Raw genomic sequence first — 17,443 nt, forward strand, 5'->3', positions numbered from 1 at the left:
CGGACAGGCCCTACGCGGTCGCCTCTCGTACGCGGGACGCGAGTGTGGGCCAGGGGCGGGCGTCCACCACGGGCAGCCCGTGCTCCCTGGCCTGCTCCGCCAGCCGGCGGGAGTACGCCGCGCTCACCCGCGCCCGTTCCGACTGGCGCCCCGCGGCGGGCTCCCGCGCCGCGTAGTTGGCGGCGATCTGACCGGCGTCGCCCTCGTGCAGGAACACGGCCCGCACCCGGCGGCCCGCCGCCGCGCCCTCCCGGACGGCCCGCGCCGCCGCGGCCGGGGTGAGGTAGTCGCCCTCGATCACGGCGGGCACGTCGACGGTGAGCCGGTTGCGTACGACGCCGAGGGCGGCGGGTTCGAGCGCGCGGGCGGTGGCGAGCTGGAGTGCGAGCACGCGGTCCTCCGGCAGCTCCGCGTCGACTTCCTCGTACGCGTCGAAGAGGTGGAGACCTGGGTGCTGCTCCGGTGTCGTGATCGCCCGCACCGCCTCCACCACGTCGTCGAACTCCACCACGAACGCCTTGTGCTCGTCGGCGAGGCGGGCCGCGAGCTGACTCTTTCCGATGCCGGACGCGCCGCCGAGCAGCAGGACGTCCCAGGGGGTCTCTGTCACGGGGTGACGGTATCCGTCCGGTCCGGCGAGCCGTCTTCCGGAGCTGCCGGAGCTGCCGGAGCCGTCGGAGCTGCCGAAGCTTCTGGAGGTGCCGGAGCTTCCGGAGTTGCCAGAATTGCCGGGGACTTGGGAGCTTTCGAAGACTCCAGGTACTCCTCCGAGATCTCCTTCGGGCCGAACGGCCACACCTTCTCGAAGCGCGCCCACAGCAGGAACGCCACGCACCCCAACCCCAGCCAGGCGAGCGACCATTCGATGGGATGCCGCCCCGGCGAGTTCTTGTCGGCGTATCCGTAGATGACGAGCCAGCCGACCAGCGCGACCAGGCTCGGCACCGGGTAGAGCCACATGCGGTAGGGGCGGGGAAGGTCCGGCTGCCGTCTGCGCAGGACCGTCACCGCGGCGATCTGGGCCAGCGCCTGGACGATCACCATCACGGTGGTGAGGAGCTGGATGAGCGTGGCCAGGTCGGTGTGGCGGCCGATCATGAAGCCGACGGCGCACACCACGCCCATCGTGGCGAGACCGAGCGTCGGGAAGCGGTGCCGGTGGTGCAGCTTGGCGTACGGCCTGAAGAAGACGCGGTCGCGCGCGGCGTCGTACGGCACCCGGGAGCCGCCGAGCAGTCCCGCGAAGACCGAGGCGAACGCGGTGACGAGGATCAGGACCGTGACGACGTCGGCCGCGCCCTTGCCCCAGGTCTCCTCAAGTACCGCCGACGCCACCGATGTTGAGGCGATGTCGTTCGGGTCGGTCATCCGGTGCCAGTCGATGACGCCGAGCGTGCCGATCTGGAGGAGCAGGTAGATCACCATGATGCCGAGGATCGAGAAGATGATGGCGCGGGGCAGGGTGCGGCCCGGGTTCTTGATCTCGGCGCCCATGTACGCGGCGGTGTTGTAGCCGAGATAGTCGTAGATGCCGATGGTCAGGCCCCCGGCGAAGCCGATCCAGAAGTGATTGCTCGTCAACTCCACGGCGTGCGCGGGGTAGGTGAACGCCAGGTCCGGGCTGAAGTGCGTGGCCGCCGCGAGGATCACGGCCCCGACCGAGACGAGCATGACGACCCACATCACGGCGGTGATCCTGGCGATGTGTTCGATGCCGCGCCACAGGAGCGTGATCACCAGGGCGATGATGCCGAGCCCGACGAGGTCCCCGGTCGTCTGTCCCATGTCGGGCGCGAGATAGCCGAGGTACTGGACGAGGCCGACGATCCCGGTCGACATGCCGATCGGGATGAACAGCATCGCCGTCCACACGAACAGGAACGGCATCAGGCGTCCCGTGCGGTACTGGAACGCCTGGCGCAGATAGACGTAACTCCCGCCGGATCCCGGCATGGCGGCGCCGAGTTCGGCCCAGATGAGCCCGTCGGCGAGCGCGAGCAGCGCGCCCGCGACGAAACCGATGACGGCCTGCGGCCCGCCGAACGCGGCGACCATCAGCGGGATCGTGACGAAGGGGCCGATCCCGCACATCTGGCTCATGTTGATGGCGGTGGCCTGGAAGGGGCCGACGCGGCGGACGAAGCCCCTGCCTTCGGAGCCGTTGCTGTCGGGGGCGGGCGGTGGGGCTCCGGACACGGATCCTCCAGGCCGCGGGAGAGGGGGCAGGGCCGGGGCGGACCTGTCGGCGCGCGACTGGGCGACATGGTTGAGGGGGTTGACCAACTACGTCAAGAGGTCAGAGGTCGTGCCGCTTCGCGACGGCGGCGGCGATGCCCTCGATCAGTACGTCGAGGGTGAACTCGAAGACCTCGTCGGGGAGTTCGGGGTGCGGGTGCTCGGCTGCCCTGCGGAGGTGGGGGAGGTCATCGGCGCCTTCGCGCAGCCAGGGCGGGGGCGTCTGTCGCAGGTCGGCGGGGTCGAGGTTCTCGGGCGGCCGGTCGTGCGGGCGGTCCTGGAACTCCACGAAGCCGACGACCTGGCGGATGGACTCCATACAGGCGAGGTAGGCGTCGCGGGGTGGCAGGCCCGTCCCCTCGATCCCGGTGAAGAAGCCGATGAGCGCGTCCACGTTCCGCAGCATCGCCGGGTGGCGGGCCATCGTGATGTTCTCGTTGAGCGCCAGCGTGGTCATGCCGGGGTGGCGGCGGTAGTGCGCGCGCAGGTCGCGGCAGTACGCGCGCAGGGTCTCGCGCCAGCGGTCCCGCGCGGGGTCGAGGGCCGGCGGCCGCCACTCGGACTGGAAGATCTCGGCGGCGACCGTGATCAAGTCCCGCCTGTCCTCGACGTAGTTGTAGAGCGCGCGCGGCGAGACGCCGAGCTCCGTCGCGAGCGCGCGCATGGTCAGCTCGGCCGGTCCGTGCCGCCCGAGGAAGTCGAGCGCGGCCTGCCCCACGGACTCGCGGGTGAGGGTGGCGCGGCCCTTGCGGTGGGTGGGGCGGCGCCTGGCCGGTGCGGGGTCGGTGCTCATCGGCGACGACGTTAGCAAGGGCGGAGGAGGGCGGTGCCGTCTCTTGTCCGCTCCCGTCACGCTTCAATTTCACACATGTTGACTTTAAGGGGGGTGGTCGGCAGGGTGATCCAAGTAAGGCTGGCCTAACTCCCCTTCCTGGAGCCGCTCATGCCCCGTTCCGGTCTCGCCATGGACCTCACCCCGCTCCGCGAGAGCCGCGACTTCCGGCTGCTGTACGCCGGATTCCTCGGCGCCCTGATCGGCACCCTCATGACGAGCGTCGCGGTCGCCGTGCAGGTCTACGACCTCACCGGATCGCCGTTGCAGATCGGCCTGGTCAGCCTGGCGCGGGCGCTCCCGCTGGTCGTCGGCGTACTGATCGGCGGTGTCCTCGCCGACCGCCGCGACCGGCGCCTGCTGATGCTCGTCACCCGGCTCCCGCTGACGCTCGTCGCGGCGGGCCTCATGGTCAACGCCTTGCTTCCGCAGCCGCAGTTGTGGGTGATCTACCTGGCGACCGGCCTCACCGGACTCTTCGCGGGGCTCGGCGGACCGGCGATGATGGCGGCCATCCCCGCCCTCGTCGGCACCGAACGCCTCGCGGCGGCGGGCGCGTTGACGGCGGCCTCCACGCAGCTGGCCGCGCTGCTCGGGCCCGCGCTCGGCGGGGTGCTCGTCGCGGGCCCCGGGCTCGCCGCCTGTTTCGCGGTCGACGCGGCCGGGTTCCTGGTCTTCTCGGTGGCGCTCCTCTTCGTACGCCCGTTGCCCGCGCCGCAGGCGAGCGCCACCGGCAAGGGGCTGCGGCAGGCGTTCGGGGCCGTCGCGGACGGCGTCCGGTTCGTCCGGGGGCACCGGCTCATCGTCGGGCTGCTGCTCGTCGACGCGGCGGCGATGGTCTTCACGATGCCGCAGGCGCTCTACCCGGTCCTCGCCGACGAGCAGTTCGGCGGCGGCCCCGGCGTGGTCGGACTGCTCTACGCCGCGCCCGCGCTCGGCGCGCTCGTCGGCGCCGCGACCAGCGGCTGGACGGCGCGCGGGCGGACACGCGCTGATCGGGGCGGTGTTGGTCTGGGGCCTCTCGCTCGTCGGCTTCGGCCTCACGTCGCTGCTGCCGCTGGCTCTCGTACTCCTCGCCCTGGCGGGATTCGGCGACCTGATCTCGGAGACGCTGCGCTCGGCCCTGCTCCAGCACGGCACGCCGGACGCGCTGCGGGGCCGGGTCAGCAGCCTCTGGATGGTCCAGGCCACGGTCTCGCCCGCCCTCGGCAACGCGGCCGTGGGCTTCCTCGCGGAGCTGAACGGGGCGCGCTTCGCGGTGGTGACGGGTGGGCTGGTGTGCGTGGTGGCGACGTTGGGGGTGGCCGCGGGGTTTCCCGCCTTGCGGGCGGCGCGGCTGGGGGTTGCTCCTCCTTCGGAGGGGGCTGCTCCGTCGGAGGGGGTGGAGTCGTCCCCCGCGGAGGGGGCGGGGCGGTAGGGAGGCGGAGCGGGTCTCGTAGAGGGCGAGTACGGCGTGGTGGCCGGTCGCCGGAACTGCTTGAGCCTGCGGGTGATCGGTGCTACTTGAGCATGTGGGCTGCCTCCACCTGCTGGAGGTGGATGACGACGTCGTGCGTCTTGGCGAGCCGGATCTGCGGGGCGTCCGCGATCCCCGGGTAGGTGGCGCCGATGTTCTTGACGATGTGCGGTGCGGTGAGCCAGGCGCGGGCTGCCGCCGGGGTGTCGCGCAGGTCGACCAGGAAGTCGCGGTACCGCACGCGGTCGAGGGTGTGCTCGGCGGTACCGGGCGCGGCCGGGCCCACGGCGAAGCGGTGGACGTCACCGTCCTGGCCGAGGGCGTTGAACGAGCCCCGGTCGAAGGTGAGGCCGACACTCAGGTAGCCGCGGCCCAACTGCTCGCGGAGGAAGTCGCCCTGTACCTGCGGATGGCTGCCGGGGGCGTAGGTCTTGAGGGCGACGTGGCTGTTGTGGGCGCCGAGCACGATCTTGTCGCCGGTCTGCCGCTGCCACCAGGTGACGTTGTCGGCCATGACGCGGTCGCGGTAGCGCATGGCGTGGGGGATGGCCTGCGGGTCGTCCCAGTCGAAGGCGTACAGCGTGGTCATCTGGTGGATCGCGGTGGCGTGCTGAAGGGCCCAGGCGTACGCGTCGGCGCCCTTGCCGGACCGCTGCTTGAGCAGGTCCACCGCCCGGCCGGTCCGCTCGGCAAGCTGCTTGCGTTCGGCCAGTGGCTTGGCCAGGTATTGGTTGACGTACGTGTCGGCGTCGGTGGTGGGCCGCAGGCCCCGGTACAGCTCGGTGAGCCGCGAGGTGAGTTCGGGGCGGGCCTCGGCGGCGTAGGCACTCACCTTGTCGTACAGCTCGGCACCGGCGAATCCGTTGTCGTCGCCGACGAAGCGGATCGGGTCCTCGGGGTGCTTGACGTTGTACGCGCGCATCCACTGGAGCAGGTCGCGATACTCGGCCGTGTTCCAGAACCGGTAGGCGCCCTGGAACTCCTCGTCCATGAGCTGCTTCAAGTCGCCCTCGCCGCGCGTGAGGTAGGCGTCGAGCCGCAGTCCGGTGCTCCAGGGGGCTTCGAGGGCGAAGGCTCTGAAGCCCTTCTCCTTGACCAGGTACCGCAGGACCCGGTGCTTGACGGTGAAGAACTCGTGCGAGCTGTGGGTGGCCTCGCCCAGGCCCACCACCCGGGCGTCGCCGACCATTCTGCCGAACGGGCGGAGGTCGGCCAGGTTGCCGCGGGGCTCGGTGGTGCGCAGCGGGTGGGCCACCCGGCCGAGGGCCGCCTCGGGAGAGCGGAACGCGGTGGCCGCGGTCTCTCCCGGGGCGGCGGCGTACGCGGCCGGGGCGACGGCCAGCGTGGCACAGAGCGGAACGAGGAGGACGGCGAGCAGGGCCTTGTGCGTGTTCATGGGCCTTACTCTCGCCACACGGGACGCACCGGACCATCCACTGAGCCCCCCGATCGGTCCGGGAGTTAGCTACACCTGTCGGTGGGGGACGGGCCGACCTTGCGGGGCTTGCGCTCGCTCACGACGACGACCAGTCCAGCTCAGGTGTCGCGGGCGTGGCCTTGGGGGTTGATCGCGGATATGAGGGCGCGGAGTTGGCGTGGGCCCGTGGTGAGGACGGCTTCGGGGTCGTCGTCGCTTTCGTGGATGTGGATCGTTCCGGTGGGGGTGCTGGCGACGTAGACGCAGTTGGCGGCCTCGGCGCTGAACGTCGACTTTTGCCAGTGCAGCTCGGGCATGGGGGTCCTCAGGTGTCGCGGGCGATGTGCTGGATGAGGGTGCGTGACTTGCTCTCGGAGAGGGCGCGGGCGTCCATGCGCTCCAGCACGGAGCGGTAGCGTTCCAACTGTGCTGCCGCGTCCAGGAATTCGCACCCGTGGTCAGTGTCCAGGACGACGGTGTCCAGTTGGGGGACTGGCCCCAGCGCGTAGGTGATCGGCTGGCCCGAGGCAGGGAATCCGGCTTCGCCGAAGGGGATCACCCGCAGGTCGATGGTGTCGTGCTCACTCACCTCCAGCAGGTACTCGAGCTGCTCGCGGGCGACATCCGCTCCTCCGAAGCCCATACGGAGCGCGGCCTCGTGGACGATGGCTCGATACGGCGTCGGCGTGCCCTCGAAGAGAACAGCCTGACGCTTCACCCGGTACGAGACGCGGTGCTCGATCTCGTACGGGCGAAGGGGCGGAACCGATTCGCGCATGGTGGCGCGGGCGTGGCCGGTGGTCTGCAGCAGTCCTGGCACATGGATGGTGACTGCCACACGCAGTTGTTCCGCGTGATGCTCCAGTTCGGCCAGGTCGAGCAGTCCGGACGGGAGAGTGTCGCGGTACTCCTCCCACCAGCCGCGCTTGCGTCCGCCGGTCATGTCGGCAAGGGCGTCGACGTACTGGTCGTCGGCGCAGGTGTAGTTGTGGGCGAGCGCGCGGACGCGGTCGGCGCTCACCGCGTAGCGTCCGGCCTCGATGTTGCTGATGCGGGCCTGCGGACCACCGAGGAGATTAGCGGCCGCGGTCGAGGTGAGACCGGCACGCTCACGGAGCTTGCGCAGCTCAGCGCCCAGACGCTGCTGGCGCAGGGGCACGTTGGTGCTGGACGGCATCGGCGTTCACTTTCCTTGCTGCATACCGGAGTTGTCACCCACACGAGTGGGAATGGAAGGTCTTCGCCTCTTCGATGTAAGACCTTACATTTTCACCGCTACGGTGTGTGGAGTACGCCGCTCAACTGGCCCCGCCCCTAAGCCGGAAGCGCACCGCAGCCCGCGACACTGCCACCGCCCGGCGCAGCCGAAGAGCACCCAAGTCCCGCCACCGCAGGAGGCATTCATGGTCACCGTATCCCCGCCGAGGCCCACCCCGGCCCCCCTCGCCGAACCCGCCCCCTGGGCGTACGCCCTCCAGCTCCCGCACGACGCCCGCGCCCCCCGCGTCGCCCGCAGCACGCTCCGCGTGGTCCTCGCCGCGCACGGGCTCACGGCGCTCGCCGACGCCGCCGAACTGTTGACGTCGGAGCTCGTCAGCAACGCCTATCTGCATGCCGAAGGGGACGCCACCCTGCGGCTGCGCGCGTTGGACGGAGGGCGGCGGCTGCGGGTGAGCGTGTGGGATTCGAATCCGCACATCCCGCCCCCGTTCGACCGGCGGCCCGGCAGCGCGGGGCTGTGCTCCGTGCCGGTCGAGGCGGACGGTGGGCGCGGGCTCTTCCTCGTATGCCATTACGCGGACGCGTGGGGCGGCTACTCGCTGGGCGACGACCTCTTCGGGCGCGGCGGAAAGCTGCTGTGGTGCGAGCTGGGGCGCCACGCGGCGCGGCAGGCCGCAGCCGCGTGAGCGCCAGGGGCGCGGTCCCTCAGTAAGCCGTCCCGCCCGACCTCTCCCTGCGTACCGAGAAGGCCACGAAGCCCGCCCCCAGGCCGAGGAAGACCGTGCCGCCGATCACGTACGGCGTGGTGTCGAAGCCGCCCGTCTCGGCCAGCCGGTCGCTCTCGTCCGCGGCCGTGTACGCGTCGGTCTCCTGGTGGGCCGTGGCGGTCGCCGCCGGGCGTTCGCGGGGTATCCCGTGCGTCGCGGGAGACGTCGCGTTCGCGGAGGGGATGAACCACAGGCCGCCGAGCAGGGCTCCTGCGGCAGTGGCTGTCAGCAACGATCGGCGTGCGGACACGGAATCGGATCCCCCTTGTGGCGCTGGCGAATTGGCCGTGTGGGGCGATGGTAGTGAAAGCCGCGGGTCGCGGGAAAGTCGCGGGGGACGCGGGCCTTACGCTCCGTCGTATGAGCACAGATGACACATCACGGTTTGTACGACTGAGAGTCGAAATGGTCGTCGAGGTGGGCGACGCGGAGAAGCTGACCGGCGCCGCGCTCGCCCGCATCGCCGAGGACGCCCAGATGCCCGCCGAGGAGCGCACGCACGCCGAGGCCGCCGTCAAGGAGGACGGCGCGGAGGCACTCGCCTACCTCGTGGACCCGTTCGACCTGGTCAGCCAGGTCCCCGGGGTCGAGCTCACCCAGGCGTCGTGGAGCAGCGAGACGGTCGACTACGACCCCGATTCGCCGGACTGGGACCCGGACGAGGATGATGGCGACGAGGACGACGACGCGTAGCGACCCCGGGCACCGGAAACAAGCGGAATCAGGGGCCCTGGACGGCAACCGTCGTCCGGGGTTCCGTCGTCTCAGGACGCGCGGTGGGTGCGCGGTGGGTGCACACCGGGTGCCCTTCACGTCCCGCACAGTGAGGACCGACCGATATTCCAGCACCGCGGACGTGGTGTTCCCCACATTCTCCGCGGTAGTGGAACGGGACGAACCGGGCAGGACGTTATGCAGGCGGGATTACGGGGGACTCTCGGGGTTGGATTTGGGGATTCGGCAACTATGGAGATGCGTGTGATGACGGACAGTAGGCGTCGCGGACCTGGGCGCAAGGGCCTCGCGGCCGTGTCGGCCCTGGTGGGCGGCGTCCTTGTGCTCTCGGCCTGTAGCAGCGACGACGGCGACAAGGCGTCGGGCGGCAAGGAGTCGCAGAACCAGGTCGACGAGGCGGCTGCCAAGAAGACCTCGGCGGCCCAGATCAAGATCGCGCCGAAGAACGGCTCCGACAACGCAAGCATCAACAGCGCGGCCAAGGTCACCGTCAGCGAGGGCACCCTCACGGACGTGACCATGACGAACGACGCGGGCAAGGCGGTCGCCGGGCAGATATCTGCCGACAAGAAGAGCTGGAAGCCCTCCGGCCAGCTCGAGCGCGCCATGAAGTACAAGATCGCGGCCACCGCCAAGGACTCCGAGGGCCGCAAGGCGCACGAGAACTCGTCGTTCACGACCGTCTCGAAGGCCAACAGCTTCATCGGGAACTTCACGCCCGAGGACGGCTCCACCGTCGGCGTCGGCATGCCCGTGTCGATCAACTTCGACAAGGCGATCAGCAACAAGAAGGACGTCCAGTCCGCGATCAAGGTCTCGTCCAGCAGCGGCCAGGAAGTCGTCGGCCACTGGTTCGGCGCGAACCGCCTGGACTTCCGGCCCGAGGACTACTGGAAGGGCAACTCCACCGTCACGCTGAAGATGAGCCTGGACGGCGTCGAGGGCGCCGACGGCGTCTACGGCGTGCAGGAGAAGACCGTCCAGTTCAAGATCGGCCGCAATCAGGTCTCCATCGTCGACGCCAAGACCAAGACGATGAAGGTCACGCGGGACGGCAAGGTCGTGAAGTCCATTCCGATCTCCGCGGGCTCGCCCGAGAACAAGACGTACAACGGCAAGATGGTCATCTCCGAGATGTTCAAGGAGACCCGGATGGACGGCGCCACCGTCGGCTTCAAGGACGGTGACGGCAAGGGCGAGTACGACATCAAGGACGTGCCGCACGCCATGCGCCTCTCCAACTCGGGCACCTTCATCCACGGCAACTACTGGGGCGCGCCCTCGATCTTCGGCGGCGCCAACACCAGCCACGGCTGCATCGGCCTGCAGGACGCCAAGGGCGCCAACGACAAGAGCACGCCGGGTTCGTGGTTCTACCAGAACTCCATCACCGGTGACGTCGTGGACGTCCGCAACACCGGGGACAAGACCATCGCCCCGGACAACGGCCTCAACGGCTGGAACATGGACTGGGCGCAGTGGAAGGCCGGCTCCGCCGTCTGATCCCACTCTCCTTTCGTACGACCTCTTTCGTGCGACCTCGTGCGACTTTCGTACGACGCGGTGGCCCGCATCCCCTCGGGGGTGCGGGCCACCGCCGTTCTCATACGGCTCTCAAGCGCGCCTTATCCGTTCATCACCGGGCGTACCTACCGTCGCGACCATGTACGAGCTCAGAGGCGTCACCAAGCGGTACTGGTGCGGCGCGGGCCCTGTGGACGCGCTCGCCGGTGTCGACCTGGTCGTCGGCGACGGCCACCGGCTCGTCGTGCAGGGTCCGGCGGGCAGCGGCAAGTCCACGCTCCTGCGGCTCCTCGGCGGACGCGGCAGGCCCACCTCCGGCAGCGTCGAGCTCGACGGCACCGATCTGGCCGCGCTTCCCGAGGCGCGGCTCGCGGCGGTCCGTGCCGAGTCGATCGGCTACGTCTGCGAGGACCGCGACCTGAGCCCGGCGCTGAGCGTCCTGGAGAACGTCGGGACGGCGCTCGCGCCGTTGGGATTCGGTGGCGCCGCCCGCCGCGAACGGGCCGCCGACGCGCTGGAGTCGGTGGGTCTCGGCGCGTTCGCCACCCGGCTGCCCCGCGAGCTCCGCGACGGTGGCATGCGGCGCCTGGCCATCGCCCGCGCCCTGGTCAAACGCCCCAAGGTGCTGCTCGCCGACGAGCCGACCGGTGATCTCGAAGGGGCCGTGCGCGACGAGATCATGGAATTGCTCGAAGAGGTGTGGAAAGAGCGCGGCCTGACCTTTGTGATGGTCACGCACGACAGCGCCCTCGTACGCGACGCGCCGCGGCTCGCCGTGATCAGGGGTGGTCGCGTTTCGGTCGCGGAAAACGCGGAGAGGCGAGAGCGCATTGGCTCGATCCGGGCCAACCTCCGTTAAGGCGCTATGAATTCCTTCGCGTATCAACTCCCCACATCTGTCTCACTATTGAGCAGATGTTCGCCCCTCGGCATACTGCGACATCCGAGGGGCGGCAGCCCCTTAACCTCCAGGGGGAGACTTGCACAGACAAGTGAAGAGAGCGTGCGGCGCCACCATCGCCACGGCTGTCGCCGTGGCACTCGCGGCGGGCATGACCAGCCCGGCGACCGCGACCCCGGCAGCCGCGGGGAAGTCGGCGGGGGCGGCGGCCGGTGAGCTGACGGGCAAGCGCCACGTCACGCTCATCACCGGCGACCGCGTCACCGTCGACGCCAAGGGACGCGTGGTCGGGTTCGACCGGGCCGAGGGGCGCGAGCACATCCCCGTACAGGTGCGGCGCACCGGGGGCCACACGCTGCTCATACCCGCCGACGCCCAGCGCCTGATAGCCGACGGACGCATCGACCAACGGCTCTTCGACATCACGGAGTTGAGCAAGAAGCGCAACCGCGCGGCGCAGGCCAAGGGCCTGAAGGTGATCGTCGGCTACCAGGGGTCCGCCCAGGCCGACGCGAAGGCCGACGTCCGGGCCGCCGGGGACACGACCGTGCGCCGGTCCCTCAAGGCGCTGAACGCCGACGCCGTCACCACGCCGAAGCGTGACGCGGGCGACCTGTGGAAGGCGCTCACCAGCGAGCGGGGCGGTGCGCGTACGACCGCGTCCGGCATCGCGCACGTCTGGCTCGACGGCACCCGCAAGGCGAGCCTGGACAAGAGCGTCAAGCAGATCGGCGCCGACAAGGCGTGGGCCGCGGGGTACGACGGCAAGGGCGTGAAGATCGCCGTCCTGGACACCGGCGTGGACGCCACCCACCCCGACCTGAAGGACCAGGTCGTCGGCGAGAAGAACTTCTCCACCTCGCCCGACGCCAAGGACCGCTTCGGTCACGGCACGCACGTCGCCTCGATCGCGGCCGGTACGGGCGCGAAGTCCGGAGGCAAGTTCAAGGGCGTCGCCCCCGGGGCCAAGCTGCTCAACGGCAAGGTCCTGAGCGACGACGGATACGGCGAGGACTCCGAGATCATCGCGGGCATGGAGTGGGCGGCGGCCGAGAAGGCCGATGTCGTCAACCTCAGCCTCGGCGGCGGCGACACCCCCGGTGTCGACCCGCTCGAAGCGACGGTCAACAAGCTCTCCGCCGACAAGGGCATCCTCTTCGCGATCGCCGCCGGCAATGACGGCGCGCCAGGTTCCGTCGGCTCGCCGGGCAGCGCGGACGCCGCCCTGACGGTCGGCGCGGTCGACGACAACGACAAGCTCGCCGACTTCTCCAGCCAGGGCCCGCGCGTCGGCGACGGTGCCATCAAGCCCGACGTGACCGCACCCGGTGTGGACATCACCGCCGCGGCCGCCCCCGGCTCCGTCATCGAGAAGGAGGTCGGCCAGAAGCCCGAGGGCTATCTGACGATCTCCGGCACGTCGATGGCGACCCCGCACGTCGCGGGCGCGGCGGCGATCCTGAAGCAGCAGCACCCGGACTGGAAGTACGCCGAGCTGAAGGGCGCGCTCACCGGGTCCACCAAGCCCGGCAAGTACACCCCGTTCCAGCAGGGTTCGGGCCGGATCGCCGTCGACAAGGCCATCAAGCAGTCCGTGATCGCCGACCCGGTCTCGGTGAGCTTCGGTACGCAGCAGTGGCCGCACACCGACGACAAGCCGGTCACCAAGAAGGTCACCTACCGCAACCTCGGCAAGGACGAGGTCACCCTCGACCTGACGGCCGCGGGCACCGACCCCAAGGGCCGTCCGGCCCCTGCGGGCTTCTTCACGCTCGGCGCGAAGAAGGTGACCGTCCCCGCGGGCGGCACCGCCTCCGTGGACCTGACCGCCGACTCGAAGCTGGGCGGCACGGTCGACGGCACCTACTCCGCGTACGTCGTGGCGAGCGGCGGCGGCCAGTCCGTGCGCACCGCTGCGGCGGTCGACCGCGAGGTGGAGTCGTACGACCTCACGCTGAAGAGCCTCGGCCGTGACGGCCAGCCGACGAAGAACTACGACGTCTCGCTGCTGGGCATCACGGGGGCCGGGACCGACAGGGACTTCTCGCCGTACGACGAGTCGGGGACCGTCAAGGTCCGGGTGCCCAAGGGCGGTTACATCCTCAACGCCAACGTGGTCGTCGACCCGCGGGACGCGACCAAGGGCATCGACTGGATCGCCCAGCCGAAGCTCGACATCACCAAGAACACCACGGTGACGGTCGACGCGCGGACCGCCAAGCCGGTCGAGGTGACCGTGCCCGACGAGGGCGTCAAGGGTGTCCTCGCCGCGCCGGAGTACACGGTCAGCACGGCGGACGCCGGCTACGGCTTCGGCTGGCTGCTCGACGAGTACAAGGGCTTCAACACCGCCTCGATCGGCGCGGCCCCGACCGGTGTGACGCTCGACCAGCAGTGGTCGGCCGTCTGGACCAAGGGCGACGCCACCGAGTACAACACCATCGCCGGCGGACCGGTCAAGCAGATCGCGACCGGCTACACCAAGAAGTACAAGGCGAGCGAACTCGCCACGGTGAAGGCCGGGCTCGGCGCGTCCAGCAGCGGCAAGACCGGTTCGCTGCGCGCCTACGGCGAGCTGCCCGCCAGCAGCGGCGGCTGGTCCGTCTCCGTCCCGACCAAGCTCCGCGGCGTACGCACGCTCCACGTGTCCACCGCGGACAAGGTGAAGTGGGGCCTGGAGTTCGAGCAGGCCGGTCCGCCCGACGAGGACGGCTTCCCGACCACCGAGGCGAGCTACTCGCTGGGCACGCCGCAGACGTTCAAGGCGGGCCAGAGCTACGAGAAGACGTTCAACACGGCCGTCTTCGGCCCGCGGATCGGCGGCCAGTACGGCGTCTTCCGGACGGGCAACGAGATCTCCGGCTACCTGCCGCTGTTCGCCGACGGCCAGACGCACGTGGGCTACTCGCTGTACTCGTCGGTGAAGACGACGCTGTACCGCAACGGCACCAAGGTCGGCGAGAACGACGACCCGCTGGTCGGCGACAAGCCGTTCAAGGTCCCGTCCGCCGACGCCGAGTACAAGCTGACGACGTCCGTGAAGCGCAGCGTCAAGGTGGCCGCGGCCTCCACGCGCATCGACGCGAGCTTCACCTTCCGCTCCAAGAAGGCCGAGAGCGCCAAGCTGCCGGTCTCCACGGTGCGGTTCAGCCCCACGGTCGACCTGAGCAGCAGGGCGGAAGCGGGCAAGAAGCAGTCCGTGCCGGTCAAGGTCCTCGGCGCGGCAGCGGGCTCGAACCTCAAGTCCCTCGCGGTGTACGTCTCCTACGACTACGGCCAGACCTGGAAGAAGGCCACGGTCAGCGGCGGCAAGATCTCCGTGAAGAACCCGGCCAAGGGCGAGGGCATCTCCTTCCACGCCAAGGTCGCGGACAAGAAGGGCAACAAGTCGACGCTGTCGATCTACAACGCGTACTACGGGAAGTGAGCTACCCGCAGCTTCCCGGCCTGACGCGCTACTGAAGCGCTGACGCGGGCGCGGCGCCGAAGGGACTGTCGATCACGTATCGCCAGTATCCGTCGGCGCCGCGTCGTGCCACGTCCGTGGCGGTGGAGCGGATCTTGCCCTCGATCTCCCAGTCGACGACCAGCAGCGCGATGTCCCCGGCGACGTGCACCTGGCGGGGGCGTACGGAGATCGGGAGGCCGAGGGCGAGGAAGGGGGCGTTCGCGGTGGATATCGCGGTGCTGCCGTGCACCGCTTCGCCCGACTCGGGTACGAAGGCGGCACGGTCCTCGTAGAGCTCCCGCACGGCGTCGGCGTCGCCGCTGTTGAAGCGTTCGGCGAAGGCGGCGGGGACGTCCTCGGCGCGGGTGGGCAGGGGGGACGGGGTGACTATCGTCGTGGTCGTCATGGCTGCACCGTAGGAGGCCCTCTCGTGACTCACCGAACGGTAAGCGGCGCGGGCCCCGAGCCCGGGCTGCCCGACGACGCGCGCGCCGGGGTGAGCGCGCCGGACCCCGGCTGCCCCGTCGAGATCACCCTCGCCGCGCTGCGCGGCCGCTGGACCACGCTCCTGGTGCGCGAGCTGCTGCGCGGCGAGCGCTTCGCGTACAGCGAACTGGCCGCCTCACTCCCCGAGTTGTCGGACAAGGTGCTCTCGGAACGACTCGCGCAACTCGTCGCCGCGGGCGTCGTCCGGCGCATGCGTACGCCCGGGTGGCCCTCGGCCGTCACCTACCAACTCACCCCGCACGGAAGGGATCTCGGCCCCGTTCTGCAGGCACTCTGGGACTGGGGTGCCGCTCGGGCGGCGCCGGGCCCCGCCCCGGAGGAAGCCGGCGTCACATGACCGCGCACACCGTCGAGTACATCCGCTACCGCATACCCGCCGACCGCTCCGCGGAGTTCCTCGCCGCCTACACCCGCGCCGCCGTGCCCCTCGCCGCGTCGCCGCACTGCGTGGACTACGAACTCACGCGCTGCGAGGACGACTTCGAGCACTACATCCTGCGCATCACGTGGACCTCGACCAAGGACCACATGGAGGGCTTCCGCCGCTCGGACCACTTCAAGGAGTTCTTCGCGGAGATCCGCCCCTACGTCGAGCACATCGAGGAGATGCGCCACTACACGCCCACCGCGGTGCGCGGCACCGGCGCGTCGACCCCGACGCTGTACGCGTGGGCGGGCGGCGAGGAGCGCCTGGCCCGTCTGACGGAGGTCTTCTACGAGAAGGTCCTCGCCGACGACCTGCTCGCCCCGCTCTTCGCGGGCCTCGACCCCGAACACGCCCACCACGTCGCCCAGTGGCTCGGCGAGGTCTTCGGCGGCCCCGCCCACTACTCCCAGGAGCACGGCGGCCACTCCCACATGGTCGCCAAACACCTCGGCAAGGGCATCACCGAGCCCCAGCGCCGCCGCTGGGTCAACCTCCTCCAGGACGCGGCGGACGAGGCGGCCCTGCCCACGGACGCGGAGTTCCGCTCGGCGTTCGCCGCCTACGTCGAATGGGGCACGCGCCTGGCGGTCTACTTCTCGGGCCCCGACGCCACCCGCCCCACCGACCAGCCGGTCCCGCTCTGGAACTGGGGCGCGGCCCCGCCGTACCAGCCCTGAGAGACCGGTCCCGCCGCCGACTCGCGGGGACGGCTCGCGGGCCGATTACTGTGATCCCATGACGTCGCTCCCCAAGGCCGAGTTCGCCTTCCCCGGGCCGCTGCGCGAACAGCTCGTCGCGGCGGTCCTGGACGGCTCCAAGACCTCCACCACCGGTCTCGTGGCCGACTACGAGCACGAAGGGGATCCGCTGCCCCGGGTCGGTGAGCGGTCCGTGGTCGTGGACTCCGACGGGCGGGACGTCGGCGTCATCGAGATCACCGAAGTGCGCGTCGTGGCGCTCGCCGACGTGGACCTCGCGCATGCCGTGGACGAGGGCGAGGGGTTCACGACGGTGGCGCAGTGGCGGGCCGGGCACGAGGAGTTCTGGCACGGTCCCGAGATGCGGGCCGCGCTCGGCGACGAGGACTTCACCGTGGACGACACCACCGCACTCGTCCTCGAACGCTTCCGGCTCGTGGCCGACCTGCGGGAGAAGTGAGCGGACGTGCCCTTCGCCGAGGCGGCCGACGGCGCCGCGATCCACTACGAACTGCACGGCAGCGGCGCGCCGTTGGTGCTCCTCAGCGGGCAGTCCAACGACCACCGCTGGTGGGATCCGGTGCGCGCCGACTTCGCCGCGCGCTTCACCACCGTCGTCATGGACCACCGGGGGACAGGCCGCAGCGACCGCCCCGACACCGACACGTACAGCACACCCGGCTTCGCCCGTGACGTGCTCGCGGTCCTCGACCATGCGGGGATCGGGCGCGCCCACGTCTACGGCACCTCCATGGGCGGGCGCGTCGCCCAGTGGCTCGCCGCCGACTTCCCCGAGCGGGTCGGACGGCTCGTGCTCGGCTGTACGTCGCCCGGCGGCCCGCACGGCGTCGAGCGCGGGCCCGACGTCCGCAAGGCCCTGACCCAGGCCGATCCGGACGCCGTGCGCCGCGCTCTGCTGGAACTCATGTACACCCCGGCCTGGCTGGCCGAGCAGGAACGCGCCCGCCCCGGAAGGGAGTTCCACACGCTGGGGGACTCCACCATGCCCGCGTACGCCCGCCGCGGGCACCTGCGCGCCAGCGCCCGGCACGACGCCTGGGACGCGCTGCCCAGGATCGAGGCACCGACGCTCGTCGTGCACGGCACGGACGACGCGTTCAACCCGACCGCCAACGCCCCGCTGCTCGCCGGGCGCATCCCGGACGCACGGACCCTGCTGGTGCCCGGCGCTCGGCACGCCTACTTCGAGGAGTTCGCGGACGTCGCCACGGAGCCGGTGCTCGCGTTCCTCGCCCAGTCCCCGTAGCCCGGTCC

18 protein-coding genes and 1 pseudogene are annotated in these 17,443 nt (G+C 70.5%); 11 read left to right on the forward strand and 8 right to left on the reverse strand.

What is annotated here, in order from left to right; all coding sequences use genetic code 11:
- Positions 1–10 precede the first annotated feature (10 nt).
- From KY5_RS25750 to KY5_RS25760, 3 genes are all read right to left on the reverse strand, one after another.
- Positions 11–610, reverse strand: coding sequence for an AAA family ATPase (locus KY5_RS25750; protein WP_098244448.1), 600 nt, complete (start codon positions 608–610; stop codon positions 11–13).
- On the reverse strand, positions 607–2,196 hold the full coding sequence (locus tag KY5_RS25755; protein WP_098244449.1) for an APC family permease: 1,590 nt from the start codon (positions 2,194–2,196) through the stop codon (positions 607–609). Before KY5_RS25755 ends, KY5_RS25750 begins: the two co-directional genes overlap by 4 nt.
- Before the next feature lie 100 nt (positions 2,197–2,296).
- Positions 2,297–3,028, reverse strand: coding sequence for a TetR/AcrR family transcriptional regulator (locus KY5_RS25760; protein ID WP_098244450.1), 732 nt, complete (start codon positions 3,026–3,028; stop codon positions 2,297–2,299).
- A 171-nt stretch (positions 3,029–3,199) separates the two neighbouring features.
- Here KY5_RS25760 and KY5_RS43265 point away from each other — a divergent pair.
- Positions 3,200–3,988, forward strand: a pseudogene (locus KY5_RS43265) (MFS transporter); the annotation flags it as partial.
- 82 nt (positions 3,989–4,070) lie between these two features.
- The gene (locus tag KY5_RS42665) at positions 4,071–4,484 is read left to right on the forward strand and encodes an MFS transporter (protein ID WP_234362862.1); all 414 of its coding nucleotides are present in this window, start codon (positions 4,071–4,073) and stop codon (positions 4,482–4,484) included.
- An 82-nt stretch (positions 4,485–4,566) separates the two neighbouring features.
- Here the strand turns inward: KY5_RS42665 and KY5_RS25770 are convergent, their stop codons facing one another.
- From KY5_RS25770 to KY5_RS25780, 3 genes are all read right to left on the reverse strand, one after another.
- On the reverse strand, positions 4,567–5,919 hold the full coding sequence (locus KY5_RS25770; RefSeq protein WP_098244451.1) for an erythromycin esterase family protein: 1,353 nt from the start codon (positions 5,917–5,919) through the stop codon (positions 4,567–4,569).
- Between the two features lie 140 nt (positions 5,920–6,059).
- Positions 6,060–6,257: a DUF397 domain-containing protein gene (locus KY5_RS25775; protein ID WP_098244452.1), complete on the reverse strand. Its 198-nt coding sequence runs from the start codon at positions 6,255–6,257 to the stop codon at positions 6,060–6,062.
- Between the two features lie 8 nt (positions 6,258–6,265).
- Entirely contained in the window at positions 6,266–7,117 is an 852-nt protein-coding gene (locus KY5_RS25780; RefSeq protein ID WP_098244453.1) for a helix-turn-helix domain-containing protein, read from the reverse strand.
- Between the two features lie 226 nt (positions 7,118–7,343).
- Between KY5_RS25780 and KY5_RS25785 the strand changes: the two genes are divergently transcribed.
- Positions 7,344–7,847: an ATP-binding protein gene (locus KY5_RS25785; protein WP_098244454.1), complete on the forward strand. Its 504-nt coding sequence runs from the start codon at positions 7,344–7,346 to the stop codon at positions 7,845–7,847.
- A 19-nt stretch (positions 7,848–7,866) separates the two neighbouring features.
- Here the strand turns inward: KY5_RS25785 and KY5_RS25790 are convergent, their stop codons facing one another.
- Positions 7,867–8,178, reverse strand: a complete 312-nt coding sequence (locus tag KY5_RS25790; protein WP_098244455.1) for an LAETG motif-containing sortase-dependent surface protein — start codon at positions 8,176–8,178, stop codon at positions 7,867–7,869.
- A 110-nt stretch (positions 8,179–8,288) separates the two neighbouring features.
- Between KY5_RS25790 and KY5_RS25795 the strand changes: the two genes are divergently transcribed.
- The 4 genes from KY5_RS25795 to KY5_RS25810 all read left to right on the forward strand — a co-directional run bounded on the left by KY5_RS25795 (position 8,289) and on the right by KY5_RS25810 (position 14,515).
- On the forward strand, positions 8,289–8,621 hold the full coding sequence (locus KY5_RS25795) for a hypothetical protein (protein ID WP_098244456.1): 333 nt from the start codon (positions 8,289–8,291) through the stop codon (positions 8,619–8,621).
- 288 nt (positions 8,622–8,909) lie between these two features.
- Entirely contained in the window at positions 8,910–10,166 is a 1,257-nt protein-coding gene (locus KY5_RS25800; protein WP_098244457.1) for a L,D-transpeptidase, read from the forward strand.
- A 160-nt stretch (positions 10,167–10,326) separates the two neighbouring features.
- Positions 10,327–11,046, forward strand: coding sequence for an ABC transporter ATP-binding protein (locus KY5_RS25805; RefSeq protein ID WP_098244458.1), 720 nt, complete (start codon positions 10,327–10,329; stop codon positions 11,044–11,046).
- 133 nt (positions 11,047–11,179) lie between these two features.
- Positions 11,180–14,515, forward strand: coding sequence for a S8 family peptidase (locus KY5_RS25810; RefSeq protein ID WP_234362863.1), 3,336 nt, complete (start codon positions 11,180–11,182; stop codon positions 14,513–14,515).
- Between the two features lie 28 nt (positions 14,516–14,543).
- Here the strand turns inward: KY5_RS25810 and KY5_RS25815 are convergent, their stop codons facing one another.
- Positions 14,544–14,942, reverse strand: a complete 399-nt coding sequence (locus KY5_RS25815; RefSeq protein ID WP_098244459.1) for a YybH family protein — start codon at positions 14,940–14,942, stop codon at positions 14,544–14,546.
- A 24-nt stretch (positions 14,943–14,966) separates the two neighbouring features.
- On the opposite strand from KY5_RS25815, the gene KY5_RS25820 reads away from it, so the two are divergent.
- Genes KY5_RS25820 through KY5_RS25835 form a run of 4 tightly spaced genes read left to right on the forward strand, consistent with a single transcriptional unit; the run spans position 14,967 to position 17,435 of the window.
- Positions 14,967–15,380: a winged helix-turn-helix transcriptional regulator gene (locus KY5_RS25820; RefSeq protein ID WP_098244460.1), complete on the forward strand. Its 414-nt coding sequence runs from the start codon at positions 14,967–14,969 to the stop codon at positions 15,378–15,380.
- A complete protein-coding gene (locus tag KY5_RS25825; protein ID WP_098244461.1) occupies positions 15,377–16,147 on the forward strand; it encodes a group II truncated hemoglobin in 771 nt (256 codons plus the stop codon). Before KY5_RS25820 ends, KY5_RS25825 begins: the two co-directional genes overlap by 4 nt.
- A gap of 58 nt (positions 16,148–16,205) precedes the next feature.
- Positions 16,206–16,628, forward strand: a complete 423-nt coding sequence (locus KY5_RS25830) for an ASCH domain-containing protein (protein WP_098244462.1) — start codon at positions 16,206–16,208, stop codon at positions 16,626–16,628.
- A gap of 6 nt (positions 16,629–16,634) precedes the next feature.
- Positions 16,635–17,435 (forward strand): alpha/beta fold hydrolase, encoded by an 801-nt coding sequence (locus tag KY5_RS25835; RefSeq protein ID WP_098244463.1) that lies wholly within the window; start codon positions 16,635–16,637, stop codon positions 17,433–17,435.
- The last annotated feature ends 8 nt before the right edge of the window (positions 17,436–17,443 follow it).

Origin of the sequence: Streptomyces formicae (genome assembly GCF_002556545.1) — a bacterium.
In the GTDB taxonomy this organism is placed as follows: Bacteria; Actinomycetota; Actinomycetes; order Streptomycetales; family Streptomycetaceae; genus Streptomyces; species Streptomyces formicae_A.

Coding starts and splice junctions, on each gene's coding strand:
- KY5_RS25785 (WP_098244454.1), top strand. CDS start 7,344: ATGGTCACCGTATCCCCGCCGAGGCCCACCCCGGCCCCCCTCGCCGAA.
- KY5_RS25795 (WP_098244456.1), top strand. CDS start 8,289: ATGAGCACAGATGACACATCACGGTTTGTACGACTGAGAGTCGAAATG.
- KY5_RS25770 (WP_098244451.1), bottom strand. CDS start 5,919: ATGAACACGCACAAGGCCCTGCTCGCCGTCCTCCTCGTTCCGCTCTGT.
- KY5_RS25780 (WP_098244453.1), bottom strand. CDS start 7,117: ATGCCGTCCAGCACCAACGTGCCCCTGCGCCAGCAGCGTCTGGGCGCT.
- KY5_RS25775 (WP_098244452.1), bottom strand. CDS start 6,257: ATGCCCGAGCTGCACTGGCAAAAGTCGACGTTCAGCGCCGAGGCCGCC.
- KY5_RS25805 (WP_098244458.1), top strand. CDS start 10,327: ATGTACGAGCTCAGAGGCGTCACCAAGCGGTACTGGTGCGGCGCGGGC.
- KY5_RS25825 (WP_098244461.1), top strand. CDS start 15,377: ATGACCGCGCACACCGTCGAGTACATCCGCTACCGCATACCCGCCGAC.
- KY5_RS25815 (WP_098244459.1), bottom strand. CDS start 14,942: ATGACGACCACGACGATAGTCACCCCGTCCCCCCTGCCCACCCGCGCC.
- KY5_RS25760 (WP_098244450.1), bottom strand. CDS start 3,028: ATGAGCACCGACCCCGCACCGGCCAGGCGCCGCCCCACCCACCGCAAG.
- KY5_RS25830 (WP_098244462.1), top strand. CDS start 16,206: ATGACGTCGCTCCCCAAGGCCGAGTTCGCCTTCCCCGGGCCGCTGCGC.
- KY5_RS25800 (WP_098244457.1), top strand. CDS start 8,910: ATGACGGACAGTAGGCGTCGCGGACCTGGGCGCAAGGGCCTCGCGGCC.